General features: G+C 68.4%; 15 protein-coding genes. 13 read left to right on the forward strand and 2 right to left on the reverse strand.

The annotated features are described in order from the left end of the window. The 4 genes from secF to K1J60_RS36870 all read left to right on the forward strand — a co-directional run bounded on the left by secF (position 1) and on the right by K1J60_RS36870 (position 5,259). Complete coding sequence (gene secF, locus K1J60_RS36855; protein ID WP_220649993.1) at positions 1-1,098, forward strand: protein translocase subunit SecF; 1,098 nt, start codon at positions 1-3, stop codon at positions 1,096-1,098. Beyond that, positions 1,095-1,634 carry an adenine phosphoribosyltransferase gene (locus K1J60_RS36860; protein ID WP_220649994.1) on the forward strand — a complete coding sequence of 180 codons (540 nt, stop codon included), beginning with the start codon at positions 1,095-1,097 and terminating at the stop codon, positions 1,632-1,634. Before secF ends, K1J60_RS36860 begins: the two co-directional genes overlap by 4 nt. Before the next feature lie 343 nt (positions 1,635-1,977). Next, positions 1,978-4,578, forward strand: coding sequence for a RelA/SpoT family protein (locus K1J60_RS36865; RefSeq protein ID WP_220649995.1), 2,601 nt, complete (start codon positions 1,978-1,980; stop codon positions 4,576-4,578). A gap of 165 nt (positions 4,579-4,743) precedes the next feature. Then, positions 4,744-5,259, forward strand: coding sequence for a hypothetical protein (locus K1J60_RS36870; RefSeq protein WP_220649996.1), 516 nt, complete (start codon positions 4,744-4,746; stop codon positions 5,257-5,259). A 319-nt stretch (positions 5,260-5,578) separates the two neighbouring features. Here the strand turns inward: K1J60_RS36870 and K1J60_RS36875 are convergent, their stop codons facing one another. Continuing rightward, the gene (locus K1J60_RS36875; RefSeq protein WP_220649997.1) at positions 5,579-6,808 is read right to left on the reverse strand and encodes a DUF349 domain-containing protein; all 1,230 of its coding nucleotides are present in this window, start codon (positions 6,806-6,808) and stop codon (positions 5,579-5,581) included. 136 nt (positions 6,809-6,944) lie between these two features. Further along, on the reverse strand, positions 6,945-7,790 hold the full coding sequence (locus K1J60_RS36880; RefSeq protein ID WP_220649998.1) for a peptidylprolyl isomerase: 846 nt from the start codon (positions 7,788-7,790) through the stop codon (positions 6,945-6,947). A 167-nt stretch (positions 7,791-7,957) separates the two neighbouring features. Between K1J60_RS36880 and K1J60_RS36885 the strand changes: the two genes are divergently transcribed. From K1J60_RS36885 to ruvX, 9 genes are all read left to right on the forward strand, one after another. Next, positions 7,958-8,674 carry an MBL fold metallo-hydrolase gene (locus tag K1J60_RS36885; protein ID WP_220649999.1) on the forward strand — a complete coding sequence of 239 codons (717 nt, stop codon included), beginning with the start codon at positions 7,958-7,960 and terminating at the stop codon, positions 8,672-8,674. A gap of 13 nt (positions 8,675-8,687) precedes the next feature. Then, complete coding sequence (gene hisS / locus K1J60_RS36890) at positions 8,688-9,950, forward strand: histidine--tRNA ligase (protein ID WP_220650000.1); 1,263 nt, start codon at positions 8,688-8,690, stop codon at positions 9,948-9,950. A 147-nt stretch (positions 9,951-10,097) separates the two neighbouring features. Then, complete coding sequence (locus K1J60_RS36895; protein ID WP_220650001.1) at positions 10,098-10,736, forward strand: vitamin K epoxide reductase family protein; 639 nt, start codon at positions 10,098-10,100, stop codon at positions 10,734-10,736. 61 nt (positions 10,737-10,797) lie between these two features. Further along, a complete protein-coding gene (locus K1J60_RS36900; protein ID WP_220650002.1) occupies positions 10,798-12,153 on the forward strand; it encodes a replication-associated recombination protein A in 1,356 nt (451 codons plus the stop codon). A 304-nt stretch (positions 12,154-12,457) separates the two neighbouring features. Then, the gene (gene rpsD / locus K1J60_RS36905; RefSeq protein WP_033532580.1) at positions 12,458-13,072 is read left to right on the forward strand and encodes a 30S ribosomal protein S4; all 615 of its coding nucleotides are present in this window, start codon (positions 12,458-12,460) and stop codon (positions 13,070-13,072) included. A 243-nt stretch (positions 13,073-13,315) separates the two neighbouring features. Beyond that, complete coding sequence (locus K1J60_RS36910) at positions 13,316-13,762, forward strand: DUF948 domain-containing protein (protein ID WP_220651872.1); 447 nt, start codon at positions 13,316-13,318, stop codon at positions 13,760-13,762. Positions 13,763-13,769: 7 nt separating this feature from the next. Continuing rightward, complete coding sequence (locus K1J60_RS36915) at positions 13,770-14,144, forward strand: hypothetical protein (protein WP_220650003.1); 375 nt, start codon at positions 13,770-13,772, stop codon at positions 14,142-14,144. Next, positions 14,144-16,816 (forward strand): alanine--tRNA ligase, encoded by a 2,673-nt coding sequence (gene alaS / locus K1J60_RS36920; protein ID WP_220650004.1) that lies wholly within the window; start codon positions 14,144-14,146, stop codon positions 16,814-16,816. Before K1J60_RS36915 ends, alaS begins: the two co-directional genes overlap by 1 nt. Before the next feature lie 38 nt (positions 16,817-16,854). Then, positions 16,855-17,319 carry a Holliday junction resolvase RuvX gene (gene ruvX / locus K1J60_RS36925; RefSeq protein ID WP_033532576.1) on the forward strand — a complete coding sequence of 155 codons (465 nt, stop codon included), beginning with the start codon at positions 16,855-16,857 and terminating at the stop codon, positions 17,317-17,319. Positions 17,320-17,351: the final 32 nt, after the last annotated feature.

A 17,351-nucleotide genomic window follows, 5' to 3' on the forward strand; every position in this document is an offset into this window, starting at 1 on the left:
ATGTCGAAGCTCGGTGACCTCGGAGCCCGACTCCACCGCGGCGAGGTCGGCTACGACTTCGTCGGCAACCGCAAGATCTGGTACGGCGTCTCGATCCTGATCACCATCACGGCCATCGTCGGCCTGGCGGTGCGCGGTCTGAGCATGGGCATCGAGTTCCAGGGCGGTGCCGTCTTCACCACCGGGAAGACGAGCGTCTCGGTCAGCCAGGCGGAGACCTACGCGGAGGAGGCCTCCGGCCACGACGCGATCGTCCAGGAACTCGGCAACGACTCACTGCGCATCCAGATCTCCGGTGTGGACACGGCCAAGTCCGACGAGATCAAGCAGGAACTCGCCAAGGACCTGAAGGTCGACGCCGACTCGATCAACGCGGACCTGGTCGGCCCCAGTTGGGGTGACCAGATCGCCAACAAGGCCTGGCAGGGCCTGGCCATCTTCCTGGTGCTCGTGGTGATCTATCTGGCGATCGCCTTCGAGTGGCGCATGGCCATCGCCGCCTTCGTCGCCCTGATCCACGACATCACCATCACGATCGGCATCTACGCCCTCGTCGGCTTCGAGGTGACGCCGGGCACGGTGATCGGTCTGCTGACCATCCTCGGTTACTCGCTCTACGACACGGTCGTCGTCTTCGACAGCCTCAAGGAGCAGACGAAGGACATCACCAAGCAGAACCGCTGGACGTACGCCGAGATCGCCAACCGCTCGATCAACAGCACCCTGGTGCGGTCGATCAACACCACGGTGGTGGCGCTGCTCCCGGTCGCCGGCCTCCTCTTCATCGGTGGCGGTGTCCTCGGCGCGGGCATGCTCAACGACATCTCGCTGTCGCTGTTCGTCGGCCTCGCGGCCGGTGCCTACTCCTCGATCTTCATCGCCACGCCGCTCGTCGCCGACCTCAAGGAGCGCGAGCCGCAGCTGAAGGCACTCAAGAAGCGCGTCCTCGCCAAGCGGGCCCAGGCCGAGCACGACTCGGAGCCGGCGGCCGACGGTTCGTACGACGACGACGAGCCGGCGGACGCCACCCCCGCGGTGGTCGGTCCGCGTGCCCAGTCCGGGAGCCGCAGCCGGGGCCGGGGCGGGAAGCGGCGATGACCGACATCAAGGAGCTGCTGCTCAGCCGTATCCGTGATGTCGCGGACTACCCGGAGCCGGGGGTGCTGTTCAAGGACATCACCCCGCTGCTGGCCGACCCGGCGGCGTTCACCGCGCTGACCGACGCGCTGGCCGAGCTGACGGTCCGGCACGGTGCCACGAAGATCGTCGGCCTGGAGGCCCGGGGCTTCATCCTGGGCGCCCCGGCCGCCGTCCGCGCGGGCGTCGGCTTCATCCCCGTGCGCAAGGCGGGCAAGCTCCCCGGAGCCACGCTCGGCCAGGCCTACGACCTGGAGTACGGCTCCGCCGAGATCGAGGTGCACGCCGAGGACCTGAGCGTGGGCGACCGCGTCATGGTCATCGACGACGTCCTCGCCACCGGCGGCACCGCCGAGGCCTCCCTCCAGCTGATCCGCCGGGCGGGCGCCCAGGTCGCCGGCGTCGCGGTCCTGATGGAGCTGTCGTTCCTCCCGGGCCGGCAGCGCCTGGAGACCGCGTTGGCGGGGGCCCCGTTGGAGGCCCTGATCACCGTCTGACACACGGCGCACCAGCACACGGCGGGCGCCCCGGGATCCTTCCCGGGGCGCCCGCCGTAGTTGTGCGCCCCTGCAGCCGCCCCCTCGGCCGCGCACCACCGGCCCCGCCCCGAAAGGGGAGCCGCGTGAGCAGCCCGGACGACCCGCGCCGTACCGATCCACCACGCTCCCAGCCCTCGCCGCACACCCCTGCGGCGGCCCCGAGGAATCCGCCGCGCGCCCCCTGTGTTGCATGGGTAGACCGCCCTCACTGTGGCCTGAAGGCGATCCTGGGGCGCGGGATCGCTACCATGGGTGCTCCGGAGCCTGACCGGGGGACCCGGATCGCGCACGAGGAGCCCTCTTGGCAGACGAGGCCCAGCACCTGACAGCCGCCAAGCCCGAGTCCACCTCGGGCCCCGCGGCCAAGCCCGCGCAGGACGCGACGAAGGCGAACCCCGAGAACACCGCCGCGTCCGCACAGGGCTCCGTCGAGCACGCCCAGTCCGCGCCCGCCGACAAGACCGACGGCCCGTCGCGCCCCAAGCCCTCCCCCTCTCTCGACTCGGCTCGACCGGGGGGACCCCCATCGCCCGAGCGCCCCGCGCCCGCGCCCGCTCCGGCGCCCCCGGCCCGCCCCGCGAGCACGGGGCAGCCGGCCCGCTCCGGCTCCTCCAACCGCGTACGGGCCCGTCTCGCCCGCCTCGGCGTGCAGCGCTCCAACCCGTACAACCCGGTCCTGGAGCCGTTGCTGCGGATCGTGCGCAGCAACGACCCGAAGATCGAGACGTCGACGCTCCGCCAGATCGAGAAGGCCTACCAGGTCGCCGAGCGCTGGCACCGGGGCCAGAAGCGCAAGAGCGGCGACCCGTACATCACGCACCCGCTCGCCGTCACCACCATCCTCGCCGAGCTGGGTATGGATCCGGCCACCTTGATGGCCGGTCTGCTGCACGACACGGTCGAGGACACCGAGTACGGCCTCGACCAGCTCCGCCGTGACTTCGGTGACTCCGTCGCCCTCCTCGTCGATGGCGTCACCAAGCTCGACAAGGTCAAGTTCGGCGAGGCCGCCCAGGCCGAGACCGTGCGCAAGATGGTCGTCGCCATGGCCAAGGACCCCCGCGTCCTGGTCATCAAGCTCGCCGACCGCCTGCACAACATGCGCACCATGCGCTACCTCAAGCGCGAGAAGCAGGAGAAGAAGGCGCGCGAGACCCTGGAGATCTACGCGCCGCTCGCCCACCGCCTGGGCATGAACACCATCAAGTGGGAGCTGGAGGACCTCGCCTTCGCGATCCTCTACCCCAAGATGTACGACGAGATCGTCCGCCTCGTCGCCGAGCGCGCGCCCAAGCGCGACGAGTACCTCGCCATAGTGACCGACGAGGTCCAGCAGGACCTGCGCGCCGCCCGCATCAAGGCCACCGTGACCGGCCGCCCGAAGCACTACTACAGCGTTTACCAGAAGATGATCGTCCGCGGTCGCGACTTCGCGGAGATCTACGACCTGGTGGGCATCCGCGTCCTGGTGGACACCGTCCGCGACTGCTACGCGGCCCTGGGCACCGTCCACGCCCGCTGGAACCCGGTTCCGGGGCGGTTCAAGGACTACATCGCGATGCCCAAGTTCAACATGTACCAGTCGCTGCACACGACGGTCATCGGCCCCAACGGCAAGCCCGTCGAACTCCAGATCCGTACGTTCGACATGCACCGCCGCGCCGAGTACGGCATCGCCGCGCACTGGAAGTACAAGCAGGAGGCCGTCGCCGGTGCCTCCAAGGTGCGCTCGGACCAGCCGAGGACCACCGGCAAGGACGACCACCTCAACGACATGGCCTGGCTGCGCCAGCTCCTCGACTGGCAGAAGGAGACCGAGGACCCCGGAGAGTTCCTGGAGTCCCTGCGCTTCGACCTCTCCCGCAACGAGGTCTTCGTCTTCACCCCGAAGGGCGACGTCATCGCGCTGCCGGCCAGCGCGACCCCCGTCGACTTCGCGTACGCGGTCCACACCGAGGTCGGCCACCGCACCATAGGCGCCCGGGTCAACGGCCGCCTGGTCCCGCTCGAATCCACCCTCGACAACGGCGACCTGGTGGAGGTCTTCACCTCCAAGGCGGCCGGCGCGGGCCCCTCCCGCGACTGGCTCGGCTTCGTGAAGTCGCCGCGCGCCCGCAACAAGATCCGCGCCTGGTTCTCCAAGGAGCGCCGCGACGAGGCCATCGAGCAGGGCAAGGACGCCATCGTCCGCGCGATGCGCAAGCAGAACCTGCCGATCCAGCGCATCCTCACGGGCGACTCGCTCGTCACCCTGGCGCACGAGATGCGCTACCCGGACATCTCCGCCCTCTACGCGGCCATAGGCGAAGGCCATGTCTCCGCGCAGAGCGTGGTCCAGAAGCTCGTCCAGGCCCTCGGCGGCGAGGAGGCCGCCACCGAGGAGATCGACGAGTCCGTACCGCCCACCCGCGGCCGGAGCCGCAAGCGGCGCGGCAGCAACGACCCCGGTGTCGTGGTCAAGGGCGTCGATGACGTGTGGGTCAAGCTCGCCCGCTGCTGTACGCCCGTCCCCGGCGACCCCATCATCGGCTTCGTCACCCGAGGCAGTGGCGTATCGGTTCACCGCAGCGACTGCGTCAACGTCGAGTCGCTCTCCCGTGAACCCGAGCGCATCCTCGACGTCGAGTGGGCGCCGACCCAGTCCTCGGTCTTCCTCGTCGCCATACAGGTCGAGGCCCTGGACCGCAGCCGTCTGCTGTCCGACGTCACCCGCGTCCTGTCCGACCAGCACGTCAACATCCTGTCGGCGGCCGTCCAGACCTCCCGCGACCGCGTCGCCACCTCCCGCTTCACCTTCGAGATGGGCGACCCGAAGCACCTGGGCCACGTCCTGAAGGCCGTACGCGGCGTGGAGGGCGTGTACGACGTGTACCGGGTGACGTCGGCGCGACGGCCCGGATAGAAGAAAAGAAAGACGCCGGGCGATCGATGGCGGTTGCGACGTACAACGCCGTCCGCTGCCCGAACTCAAATGATGCTCAAATCGATTGATGTGGCCCCGTCAGGCGTCATATTTTTTTCCTGCGTCGAAGAACGCAGGCCAAAAATCTCAATCGTTGGGGGAAATATGAGCATCAGACGTCGTGTCGCGGCTGGGGCGTTGACCGGGGCGGTACTCGCGGGGGGTATCGCGTTCACTGCCACTCCAGCGGCGGCGGCGGGATGCAAGACGTACAGCAAGACGTATTACCTCTCGGAGGCAAAGGTCTCCACGCGTATTGGACAGATCACCACTCGGGTACAGATCTGCGAGAACGGCAAGGGCAAGATCACGAGCAGTCGGGCATGGTCGGAGAACTCCACCACCGCACCCGCCAAGCTCCTCGGCTGGAATCTCGACTACAACAAGCCGTACCAGTCGTCCAAGTCCAGCAAGATCGTGAAGTGGGCGGCCACCGGCCGGGCGCAGACCTGCTTGGCCGGCAAGATCCCGGTCTGCAGCTACGCGGAGGACTTCAAGGTGACCGCGACCTACTACAGCAGCAAATTCGTCGGGCCGACCCCTGTGCCGAGGGGCAAGGTGAACTTCAAGCCCGCGTGCACCAACAAGCACTGCAAGCTGAAGTTCAACAAGAACAAGTAAACCGCACGGATTGACAGCTAGGAGGGTGAATGTCTCGCGAGGAAGTCAAGCGGCGGAGTATCCGAACGCGACAGTGGGCGCCCCTTACGCTTCTCATCGTGGTATGGATTTTTTCCGCCATCGGCTGGGAACGCAACGATGGAATGCCAAGTATTTCTTGGGCCCTCTACGGTCTCCTTGCGGGTGCTGCCCTGATAAGCGTTGTCCATGTCGTGCGGCGGCGGAGCTGATTGTCTCAGCGTGAATCTGTGTCATTGATGCGCGAAAGGGTTAGGCCCGGGAGCCCGGCGCCTAACCCTTTCGCGTGTGTGTCTGTGACTCAGCCGCCGAACTCCTGAAGGCCCTTCAGCGCCTGGTCCAGCAGAGCCTGGCGGCCGTCGAGCTCACGCTGGAGCTTGTCGGCCTTGGCGTTGTTGCCCTGGGCGCGGGCGGCCTCGATCTGCGTCTTCAGCTTGTCGACGGCGGCCTGGAGCTGACCCGTGAGGCCGGCCGCACGAGCACGGGCCTCCGGGTTGGTGCGGCGCCACTCCGCTTCCTCGGCCTCCTGGATGGCCCGCTCGACCGCGTGCATCCGGCCCTCGACCTTCGGACGGGCGTCACGCGGCACGTGGCCGATGGCCTCCCACCGCTCGTTGACCGAGCGGAACGCGGCACGGGCCGCCTTCAGATCTGTCACCGGCAGGATCTTCTCCGCCTCCCCGGCCAGCTCCTCCTTGAGCTTGAGGTTCTCCGACTGCTCCGCGTCACGCTCGGCGAACACCGAGCTGCGGGCGGCGAAGAAGACGTCCTGGGCGCCCCGGAAGCGGTTCCACAGATCGTCCTCGTGCTCGCGCTGGGCGCGGCCGGCGGCCTTCCAGTCGGCCATCAGCTCGCGGTAGCGCGCGGCCGTCGGACCCCAGTCCGTCGAGTTCGACAGTGCCTCGGCCTCCGCGACCAGCCTCTCCTTGGTCTTGCGGGCGTCCTCGCGCTGCGCGTCGAGCTGCGCGAAGTGGGCCTTGCGACGCTTGGAGAACGCCGAGCGGGCGTGCGAGAAACGGTGCCAGAGCTCGTCGTCGGACTTCCGGTCCAGCCGCGGCAGACCCTTCCAGGTGTCCACCAGCGCCCGCAGCCGTTCACCGGCGGACCGCCACTGGTCGGACTGGGCCAGCTCCTCCGCCTCGGCGACCAGGGCCTCCTTGGCGTGCCGCGCCTCGTCCGACTGCTTGGCCCGCTGCTGCTTGCGCTCCTCGCGCCGTGCCTCGACGGTCTCGACCAGCTTGTCCAGGCGCACCTTGAGCGCGTCCAGGTCACCGACCGCGTGGTGCGCGTCCACCTGCTCACGAATGTGGTCGATCGCGGCCTGGGCGTCCTTCGCGGACAGGTCGGTGGTCTTGACGCGCTTCTCGAGGAGGCCGATCTCGACAACCAGGCCCTCGTACTTGCGCTCGAAGTAGGCCAGCGCCTCCTCAGGGGAGCCGGCCTGCCAGGAACCGACGACCTGCTCGCCGTCGGCCGTACGCACGTACACGGTCCCCGTCTCGTCGACGCGGCCCCACGGGTCGCTGCTCACAGCGCCTCCTCCACATGATGCCTGCGGGGGGCCTGAAGCTCCCCCGGGCATCGTCCACAGTTTCGTCACGGCCAACATAGGCGACCGGCGGGTTGCCTGTCCGCATCCCGCGCGACCGAAATTTCGCTGTTGGCGGTCAGGACTTCTTGACAGTCGCCTTGTTGATTACCACGGTCGCGTTGGGTGCCGTGTTGTACGTCTGGGGGTCCGCGGGCTGGGCACCCGCGTCAGCGATCTTCTTCAGGACCTTCATGCCGTCCTTGGAGACCGTGCCGAACGGTGTGTAGTTGGCCGGCAGCGGGCTGTCCTGGAATACGAGGAAGAACTGGCTGCCGCCGCTGTTCTTGCCCTCGCCCGTCTGCGCGTTGAACTGGTTCGCCATCGCGACCGTGCCCGCCGGGTACACATCGCCCTTCAGGCGCGAGTCCTTCAGGTTCTCGTCCGGGATCGTGTAGCCGGGACCGCCCATGCCGGTGCCCTGGGGGTCACCGCACTGCAGGACATAGATGCCTTCGGTGGTGAGCCGGTGGCACTTCGTGTGGTCCAGGTAACCCTTGTTGACCAGGAAGTTGAACGAGTTGACCGTGTGCGGGGCCTTCGCCGCGTCCATCGTTATGGGGATGGCGCCGCAGGTCGTCTGCAGATCCATCGTGTACTTCGCGGTCTTGTCGATGGTGATCGCGGGTTCCTTCTTGAAGGTGAGTTCCTTCACCTTGCCCTCGGCCGCCTTCTCGCACGGGTCCGGCGCCTTGCTGGGCGAGGGGCTCGTGCTCGCGTCCGCGCTCACGTTGTCCTTCTTGTCGTCGCCCTTGAGGACGTCGGTCGTGTAGAGCGCCACACTGCCGACCAGGATCACACCGAGTACCGAGGCGATCACCGCGTTGCGGACTCGTGCCCTGCGCCGCGCGGACGTACGCCGCTGCTGCTGCCGCAAGAACTTCTCCCGGGCGAGCTGTCGCCGCCGCTGATCCTGGCTGACCACGGGGTTCTCTCCTCATGCGTCTCGTACGTCGACGGGTGCGTCGCGCGTCCGTTGAGTGGACTGATTGCGTGTGACCCGTACCGTATATGGGTTCGCTGAGGAAACGGCAGCGCCGGTAGGCTCTGATCCACAGCAACCCACCCTCGTACGCCACAAGAAGGACGATCGTGCTCATTGCCGGGTTCCCCGCCGGGGCCTGGGGGACCAACTGTTATCTGGTCGCCCCCGCCGCCGGTGAGGAGTGCGTGATCATCGACCCGGGCCACCAGGCCACCCAGGGTGTCGAGGAGACGCTGAAGAAGCATCGGCTCAAGCCCGTCGCCGTCGTCCTCACCCACGGCCACCTCGACCACGTGGCCTCGGTCGTCCCGGTGTGCGGCGCGCACGACGTACCGGCGTGGATCCACCCCGAGGACCGGTACATGATGAGCGACCCGGAGAAGGCGCTCGGCCGGTCCATCGGCATGCCGCTCATGGGCGAGCTGACCGTGGGGGAGCCGGACGACGTCAAGGAGCTGACCGACGGCGCGAAGCTGGAGCTGGCCGGTCTGGAGCTGTCCGTCGCGCACGCGCCCGGCCATACCAAGGGGTCGGTGACCTTCCGGATGCCCGAGAACACGGAGATCCCCTCCGTGTTCTTCTCCGGGGATCTGCTCTTCGCCGGCTCCATCGGACGCACCGACCTGCCCGGCGGTGACATGGCCGAGATGCTCGACTCGCTGGCCCGCGTGTGCCTGCCGCTCGACGACTCGACCGTGGTGCTGTCCGGCCACGGCCCCCAGACGACCATCGGCCAGGAGCGCGCCACCAACCCGTATCTGCGGCAGGTGGCCGCCGGCGGCCAGGGAGAGGGTCCGACGACCCCTCCCCGACGAGGAATGTGACGAGAGACCTTCCGTGAGCACCTTTCAGGCCCCCAAGGGCACGTACGACCTGCTGCCCCCGGACAGTGCCAGGTATCTGGCCGTCCGCGAGGCCATCGCCGCGCCGCTGCGCAACTCCGGCTACGGCTACATCGAGACCCCAGGCTTCGAGAGCGTCGAACTGTTCGCGCGCGGTGTCGGCGAGTCCACCGACATCGTGACCAAGGAGATGTACGCCTTCGAGACCAAGGGCGGCGACAGGCTCGCCCTGCGTCCCGAGGGCACCGCATCCGTCCTGCGCGCCGCGCTGGAGGCCAACCTCCACAAGGTGGGCAACCTCCCGGTCAAGCTCTGGTACTCCGGCTCGTACTACCGCTACGAGCGCCCCCAGAAGGGCCGTTACCGCCACTTCTCCCAGGTGGGCGCCGAGGCCATCGGTGCCGAGGACCCGGCCCTGGACGCCGAGTTGATCATCCTGGCCGACCAGGCGTACCGCTCGCTGGGCCTGAGGAACTTCCGCATCCTGCTCAACAGCCTCGGCGACAAGGAGTGCCGTCCCGTCTACCGGGCCGCCCTGCAGGACTTCCTGCGCGGCCTCGACCTGGACGAGGACACGCGCCGCCGCGCGGAGATCAACCCGCTGCGGGTCCTCGACGACAAGCGCGAGTCGGTCCAGAAGCAGCTCGGGGACGCCCCGCTGCTGCGCGACCACCTCTGCGACGCCTGCAAGGCGTACCACGAGGAGGTGCGCGAGCTGATCACGGCGGCGGGCGTCGTCTTCGAGGACGACCTCAAGCTGGTGCGCGGCCTGGACTACTACACCCGCACGACCTTCGAGTTCGTCCACGACGGTCTGGGCTCGCAGTCCGCAGTGGGCGGCGGCGGCCGCTATGACGGTCTCTCCGAGATGATCGGCGGCCCCGCGCTGCCCTCGGTCGGCTGGGCGCTCGGCGTCGACCGCACGGTCCTCGCCCTGGAGGCGGAGGGCATCGAGCTCGAACTCCCCGCCGCCACCAGCGTGTTCGCCGTCCCGCTCGGCGACGAGGCCCGCCGCCTGCTGTTCACCAAGGTCACCGAACTGCGCAAGGTGGGCATCGCGGCCGACTTCGCCTACGGCGGCAAGGGCCTGAAGGGCGCGATGAAGAACGCCAACCGCAGCGGCGCGCGCTACACGGTCGTGGCCGGCGAACGCGACCTCGCCGAGGGCGTCGTCCAGCTCAAGGACATGGAGTCCGGAGAACAGGTCGCCGTCGGCGTGAACGAGATCGTGGCCGAGCTGGAGTCCCGGCTGGGCTGAGTTCGAACCCCTGTCGCCCTCGTCGCCCTTTACGGGTGGCGGGGGCGACTTTTACGTCCAGCGAACAGTGCGCGCGCGAGGGTGTACGGCACAATGACCGTGCCCCAGCGGCCCCTTCGACGCTATGGAAACGACGGAATCGACGTGATGAGCAAGACGACAGTCAGGGACGTCTCGACCACCGGCCCGGAACCCACCGAGGCCCCGCGCACGGTGGGCGGGAGCCGGGCCTTCGCGATCCTGCTGCTGATCACCGGCGCGGCCGGGCTGCTCGCCTCCTGGGTCATCACGCTCGACAAGTTCAAGCTGCTCGAAGACCCCAACTTCACGCCGGGGTGCAGCCTCAACCCGGTGGTCTCCTGCGGCAACATCATGAAGAGCGACCAGGCCTCCGTCTTCGGGTTCCCCAACCCGATGCTCGGCCTCGTCGCCTACGGCATCGTCATCTGCGTCGGCGTGAGTCTGCTCGCCCGTACCACCTACCCGCGCTGGTACTGGCTGACCTTCAACGCGGGCACCGCCTTCGGTGTCGGCTTCGTGACCTGGCTGCAGTACCAGTCGCTGTACAACATCAACTCGCTCTGTCTGTGGTGCTGCCTCGCCTGGGTCGCCACGATCGTGATGTTCTGGTACGTGACGTCCTCCAACATCCGCAACGGCTTCCTGCCCGCCCCCGGCTGGCTGAAGGGCTTCTTCGGCGAGTTCACCTGGGTCCTGCCCGTGATGCACATCGGCATCATCGGCATGCTGATCCTGACCCGCTGGTGGGACTTCTGGACCAGCTGACCGTCCTCGGGCCCGGCATCGGCCCGGCCGGAGTGTCAGTGGCGTGACATAGGGTTTTCGTGTGGAGCCCGATCTGTTCACCGCCGCAGCCGAAGAACGCCAGGAGAAGGACCCGGCCGCCAGCCCCCTGGCCGTACGGATGCGTCCGCGCACCCTGGACGAGGTCGTGGGCCAGCAGCATCTGCTGAAGCCCGGCTCACCCCTGCGCAGACTGGTCGGTGAGTCCGGCGGCGGACCGGCCGGCCCCTCCTCGGTGATCCTCTGGGGCCCGCCCGGCACCGGCAAGACGACCCTGGCGTACGTCGTCTCCAAGGCCACCAACAAGCGCTTCGTGGAGCTCTCCGCGATCACCGCCGGGGTCAAGGAGGTCCGCGCGGTCATCGACGGCGCCCGCCGCGCCACCGGCGGCTTCGGCAAGGAGACCGTCCTCTTCCTCGACGAGATCCACCGCTTCAGCAAGGCCCAGCAGGACTCCCTCCTCCCGGCCGTCGAGAACCGCTGGGTCACGCTGATCGCGGCGACCACGGAGAACCCGTACTTCTCGGTGATCTCCCCGCTCCTGTCCCGCTCCCTCCTCCTCACCCTCGAACCGCTCACCGACGACGACCTCCGCGGCCTGCTGAAACGCGCGCTGACCGACGAGCGCGGCCTCAAGGGCTCGGTCACCCTCCCCGAGGACACCGAGGCGCACCTCCTGCGGATCGCCGGCGGCGACGCCCGCCGCGCCCTGACCGCCCTGGAGGCCGCGGCCGGGGCCGCCCTCGACAAGGGGGAGGGCGAGATCGGTCTCCAGACCCTGGAGGAGACCGTCGACCGCGCCGCCGTGAAGTACGACCGCGACGGCGACCAGCACTACGACGTGGCCAGCGCCCTGATCAAGTCCATCCGCGGTTCGGACGTGGACGCCGCGCTCCACTACCTGGCCCGGATGATCGAGGCCGGTGAGGACCCCCGGTTCATCGCCCGCCGCCTGATGATCTCCGCCAGCGAGGACATCGGCCTGGCCGATCCGAACGCCCTGCCCATCGCGGTCGCCGCCGCCCAGGCCGTCGCCATGATCGGCTTCCCCGAGGCCGCGCTCACCCTCAGCCACGCCACCATCGCCCTCGCCCTGGCCCCGAAGTCGAACGCCGCGACGACGGCCATCGGCGCCGCCATGGAGGACGTACGCAAGGGCCTGGCCGGCCCCGTGCCGGCGCACCTGCGGGACGGGCACTACAAGGGCGCGGCCAAGCTCGGGCACGCCCAGGGATACGTCTATCCGCACGACCTGCCCGAGGGCATCGCCGCCCAGCAGTACGCGCCGGACGCCATCAAGGAGCGGGAGTACTACACCCCCACCCGGCACGGCGCCGAGGCCCGGTACGCCGACGCGGTGGAGTGGACCAGGAAGAACCTCGGTCGGAAGCAGCCCTGAACCCCCTGTAGACTCCTTCACAGTGCTGCGTCCCGTGTCCGGCTCCGGTCGGCGCCTCAGGCGGGACATCCAGCCGGATCTTCACGATCCAGGAGCGTCGCGCACCGTCGTAGGTGTCGCGGGCAGCCCACCACCACTCGGATTCCCGGGACAGGTCGGTGGGCCGTTCGTGTGCTGCACGTATGTGCCCAGACCAGGGGAGCGGCTACCCGACATGTCCCTCGCGGACCTGACGGGATTCCCCGGCTGCGGATGCGACCTCCCGTAACCCTGAGGCAGCCGAATTGAAGGAAAAGGAAAAGAAGTGGCGAACCAGTCCCGCCCCAAGGTCAAGAAGTCGCGTGCCCTCGGCATCGCGCTGACCCCGAAGGCCGTCAAGTACTTCGAGGCCCGCCCCTACCCGCCGGGTGAGCACGGCCGCGGCCGCAAGCAGAACTCGGACTACAAGGTCCGTCTGCTCGAGAAGCAGCGTCTGCGCGCGCAGTACGACGTGTCCGAGCGTCAGCTCGTCCGCGCCTACGAGCGTGCCTCCAAGGTCCAGGGCAAGACCGGTGAGGCCCTGATCATCGAGCTCGAGCGCCGTCTCGACGCGCTGGTCCTGCGTTCGGGCATCGCCCGCACGATCTACCAGGCCCGCCAGATGGTCGTCCACGGCCACATCGAGGTCAACGGCCACAAGGTCGACAAGCCGTCCTTCCGCGTCAAGCCGGACGACGTCGTCATGGTCCGTGAGCGCAGCCGTCAGAAGCCGCTGTTCGAGGTCGCCCGCGAGGGTGGCTTCGCCGCCGACGGTGAGACCCCGCGCTACCTCCAGGTGAACCTCAAGGCCCTGGCCTTCCGCCTGGACCGCGACCCGAACCGCAAGGAGATCCCGGTCATCTGCGACGAGCAGCTCGTCGTCGAGTACTACGCCCGTTGATCCTCTTTCGACGGACGTAGTACATACGGACCGAGCGACAGCCCGTCGTCCCCCCGCCCTTGCCGGCGGGCGGGACGGCGGGCTCTCGCCTTGCTACGGCGAGTTGCCACGGCGAGATCGCGGCAGGCCGGTGGCGGTCACCGCGCTGCGTATTAATGCGGTACTGAGCGATCGCCGCGGCGCGATAGGCTCGGGACACGACTTTTCGACGTTCAGGCATGTTCCAGGGAGCGGGTGCAGACAGTGTCCGGTGGAGAGGTGGCCGGGATCCTGGTGGCCGTCTTCTGGGCGATCCTGGTCTCCTTCCTCGCCGTCGCGCTGGCGAGGCTGGCCCAGACGCTCAAGGCGACCACCAAGCTCGTCGCGGACGTGACCGACCAGGCCGTCCCCCTCCTCGCCGACGCGTCCACCGCCGTCCGCTCCGCACAGACCCAGATCGAGCGTGTCGACGCCATCGCGGCCGACGTCCAGGAGGTCACGTCGAACGCCTCGGCGCTCTCCACGACCGTCGCGTCCACCTTCGGCGGCCCCCTCGTGAAGGTCGCCGCCTTCGGCTACGGCGTACGCCGCGCCATGGGCGGCCGCCGGGAGGGCGAGCCCGCCAAGGAACAGCGTCGTACCGTGATCGTGGGACGCACCGTTCCGGGCACACGACGGAGCAGGCGTGACACCCGTGGAAAGAAGGACTGACCGAGCGATGTTCCGCCGTACGTTCTGGTTCACCACAGGGGTCGCCGCCGGAGTGTGGGCCACCACCAAGGTCAACCGCAAACTGAAGCAGCTCACGCCCGAGCACCTCGCCACCCAGGCGGCCAACAAGGCGGTCGAGGCGGGCCACAGGATCAAGGACCGGGCCGTCGGTTTCGCGCTCGACGTCCGCGACAACATGGCCCAGCGGGAGGCGGAGTTGGGCGAGGCACTCGGTATCGAGGCCAACCCCGACACCTACCCGGAGCTTCCGGCCCCGAGGCGCGTCGTCGCCATCGAGAACCGCAACACCCCGAAGTACAGCAGGAATTCGAGGTACGCCGACAACTCGTCGTACCCGTACAACCGGAATGAGGACCACTGATGGAGTCGGCCGAGATTCGTCGCCGCTGGTTGAGCTTCTTCGAGGAGCGCGGTCACACCGTTGTCCCTTCGGCGTCGCTCATCGCGGACGACCCGACTCTGCTCCTGGTCAACGCGGGCATGGTCCCCTTCAAGCCGTACTTCCTCGGTGAGGTCAAGCCCTCCTTCGCCCGCGCCACCAGCGTGCAGAAGTGTGTGCGCACGCCGGACATCGAAGAGGTCGGCAAGACCACCCGGCACGGCACGTTCTTCCAGATGTGCGGCAACTTCTCCTTCGGCGACTACTTCAAGGAAGGCGCCATCAAGCACGCCTGGGAGCTGCTCACCAGCCCCCAGGACAAGGGTGGTTACGGCCTGGAGCCGGAGAAGCTCTGGATCACCGTCTACAAGGACGACGACGAGGCCGAGCGCATCTGGCACGAGCAGATCGGCGTGCCCAAGGAGCGCATCCAGCGCCTCGGCATGAAGGACAACTACTGGTCCATGGGCGTCCCCGGCCCGTGCGGTCCGTGTTCCGAGATCAACTACGACCGCGGCCCGGAGTTCGGCGTCGAGGGTGGCCCGGCCGTCAACGACGAGCGGTACGTGGAGATCTGGAACCTGGTCTTCATGCAGTACGAGCGCGGCGAGGGCACCTCCAAGGAGGACTTCGAGATCCTCGGCGAGCTGCCCAGCAAGAACATCGACACCGGCCTCGGCCTGGAGCGCCTCGCCATGATTCTGCAGGGCGTGCAGAACATGTACGAGATCGACACCTCCATGGCGGTCATCAACAAGGCCACCGAGCTGACCGGCGTCCGCTACGGCGACGCCCACGCGTCCGACGTCTCCCTGCGCGTGGTCACCGACCACATCCGCACCGCCGTGATGCTCATCGGTGACGGCGTCACCCCCGGCAACGAGGGCCGTGGCTACGTCCTGCGCCGCATCATGCGCCGCGCCATCCGCAACATGCGCCTCCTCGGCGCCACCGGCCCGGTCGTCAAGGACCTCATCGACGTCGTCATCGGCATGATGGGGCAGCAGTACCCGGAGCTGATCACCGACCGCGAGCGCATCGAGAAGGTCGCCCTCGCCGAGGAGAACGCCTTCCTCAAGACGCTGAAGGCCGGCACCAACATCCTCGACACCGCCGTGACGGACACCAAGGCCTCCGGCGGCCAGGTCCTCGCCGGCGACAAGGCGTTCCTGCTCCACGACACCTGGGGCTTCCCCATCGACCTCACCCTGGAGATGGCCGCCGAACAGGGCCTCTCCGTGGACGAGGACGGCTTCCGCCGCCTGATGAAGGAGCAGCGGGACCGCGCCAAGGCCGACGCCCGCGCCAAGAAGACCGGCCACGCCGACCTCGGCGCGTACCGCGAGATCGCCGACACCGCCGGCGAGACCGAGTTCATCGGCTACTCGGACACCGAGGGCGAGTCCACGGTCGTCGGCATCCTCGTCGACGGTCTCTCCTCGCCCGCCGCGACCGAGGGCGACGAGGTCGAGATCGTCCTCGACCGCACCCCGTTCTACGCCGAGGGCGGCGGCCAGATCGGTGACACCGGCCGGATCAAGGTCGATTCCGGCGCCGTCATCGAGATCCGCGACTGCCAGAAGCCGGTCCCGGGCGTGTACGTCCACAAGGGCGTCGTCCAGGTCGGCGAGGTGACCGTCGGCGCCAAGGCCCAGGCCTCGATCGACGGACGCCGCCGTACGGCCATCGCCCGCGCCCACTCGGCCACGCACCTCACCCACCAGGCCCTGCGTGAGGCCCTCGGCCCGACGGCCGCCCAGGCCGGTTCCGAGAACCAGCCCGGCCGCTTCCGCTTCGACTTCGGTTCCCCTTCCGCCGTACCGACGGCCGTGATGACCGACGTCGAGCAGAAGATCAACGAGGTGCTCGCCCGTGACCTGGACGTCCACGCGGAGATCCTGAGCCTCGACGAGGCCAAGAAGCAGGGTGCCATCGCCGAGTTCGGAGAGAAGTACGGCGAGCGCGTCCGCGTCGTCACCATCGGCGACTTCTCCAAGGAGCTGTGCGGCGGCACGCACGTCCACAACACCTCGCAGCTCGGCCTGGTCAAGCTGCTCGGCGAGTCCTCGATCGGCTCCGGTGTGCGCCGTATCGAGGCCCTGGTCGGCGTCGACGCCTACAACTTCCTCGCCCGTGAGCACACGGTCGTCGCCCAGCTCCAGGAGCTGATCAAGGGCCGTCCGGAGGAGCTTCCGGAGAAGGTCTCCGCCATGCTCGGCAAGTTGAAGGACGCCGAGAAGGAGATCGAGAAGTTCCGCGCCGAGAAGGTGCTGCAGGCCGCCGCCGGTCTCGCCGAGTCCGCCAAGGACGTCTCCGGCGTCGCTCTCGTGACCGGACAGGTCCCGGACGGCACCACCGCCGACGACCTTCGCAAGCTCGTCCTCGACGTGCGCGGACGCATCCAGGGCGGCCGGGCCGTCGTGGTCGCCCTCTTCACCGTCGTGAACGGCAAGCCGCTGACGGTCATCGCCACCAACGAGGCCGCCCGCGAGCGCGGTCTGAAGGCCGGCGACCTGGTCCGTACGGCCGCCAAGACGCTCGGCGGCGGCGGTGGCGGCAAGCCGGACGTCGCCCAGGGTGGCGGCCAGAACGCGGCCGCTGTCGGCGAGGCCGTGGACGCGGTCGAGCGCCTGGTCGCCGAGACGGCCAAGTGAGCACGACGGATCACACGAGCGAAGGCGACGGTCCGGCCATGCGCCGTGGCCGTCGCCTCGCGATCGACGTCGGGGACGCCCGTATCGGGGTCGCCTCCTGCGATCCCGACGGGATCCTCGCCACCCCGGTCGAGACGGTTCCCGGACGTGATGTCCCGGCAGCTCAGCGGCGATTGAGACAACTGGTCGACGAATACGTACCCATCGAGGTAATCGTCGGGCTGCCACGCTCCCTCAAAGGCGGAGAAGGCCCGGCCGCAGTAAAGGTACGGGGTTTCGCCCAGGAGTTGGCCCGCATGATCGCGCCCGTTCCGGTCAGACTCATCGACGAGAGGATGACCACAGTGACGGCCGGTCAAGGGCTGCGTGCCTCGGGTGTGAAATCCAAAAAGGGCAGGTCGGTCATCGACCAGGCAGCGGCCGTGATCATCCTGCAACAGGCGCTGGAATCCGAACGCGCGTCAGGTAAAGCTCCGGGCGAGGGCGTCGAAGTGGTCATCTGATCGCGATACGGTAACGTTCCGCGCGATGTGGT

It is taken from the genome of Streptomyces akebiae (assembly GCF_019599145.1).
GTDB lineage: Bacteria > Actinomycetota > Actinomycetes > Streptomycetales > Streptomycetaceae > Streptomyces > Streptomyces akebiae.

Excerpts from the sequence above, each read along its gene's own strand:
- secF (WP_220649993.1), top strand. The coding sequence starts at position 1 with ATGTCGAAGCTCGGTGACCTCGGAGCCCGACTCCACCGCGGCGAGGTC.
- K1J60_RS36860 (WP_220649994.1), top strand. The coding sequence starts at position 1,095 with ATGACCGACATCAAGGAGCTGCTGCTCAGCCGTATCCGTGATGTCGCG.
- K1J60_RS36870 (WP_220649996.1), top strand. The coding sequence starts at position 4,744 with ATGAGCATCAGACGTCGTGTCGCGGCTGGGGCGTTGACCGGGGCGGTA.
- K1J60_RS36895 (WP_220650001.1), top strand. The coding sequence starts at position 10,098 with ATGAGCAAGACGACAGTCAGGGACGTCTCGACCACCGGCCCGGAACCC.
- K1J60_RS36915 (WP_220650003.1), top strand. The coding sequence starts at position 13,770 with ATGTTCCGCCGTACGTTCTGGTTCACCACAGGGGTCGCCGCCGGAGTG.
- alaS (WP_220650004.1), top strand. The coding sequence starts at position 14,144 with ATGGAGTCGGCCGAGATTCGTCGCCGCTGGTTGAGCTTCTTCGAGGAG.
- ruvX (WP_033532576.1), top strand. The coding sequence starts at position 16,855 with ATGCGCCGTGGCCGTCGCCTCGCGATCGACGTCGGGGACGCCCGTATC.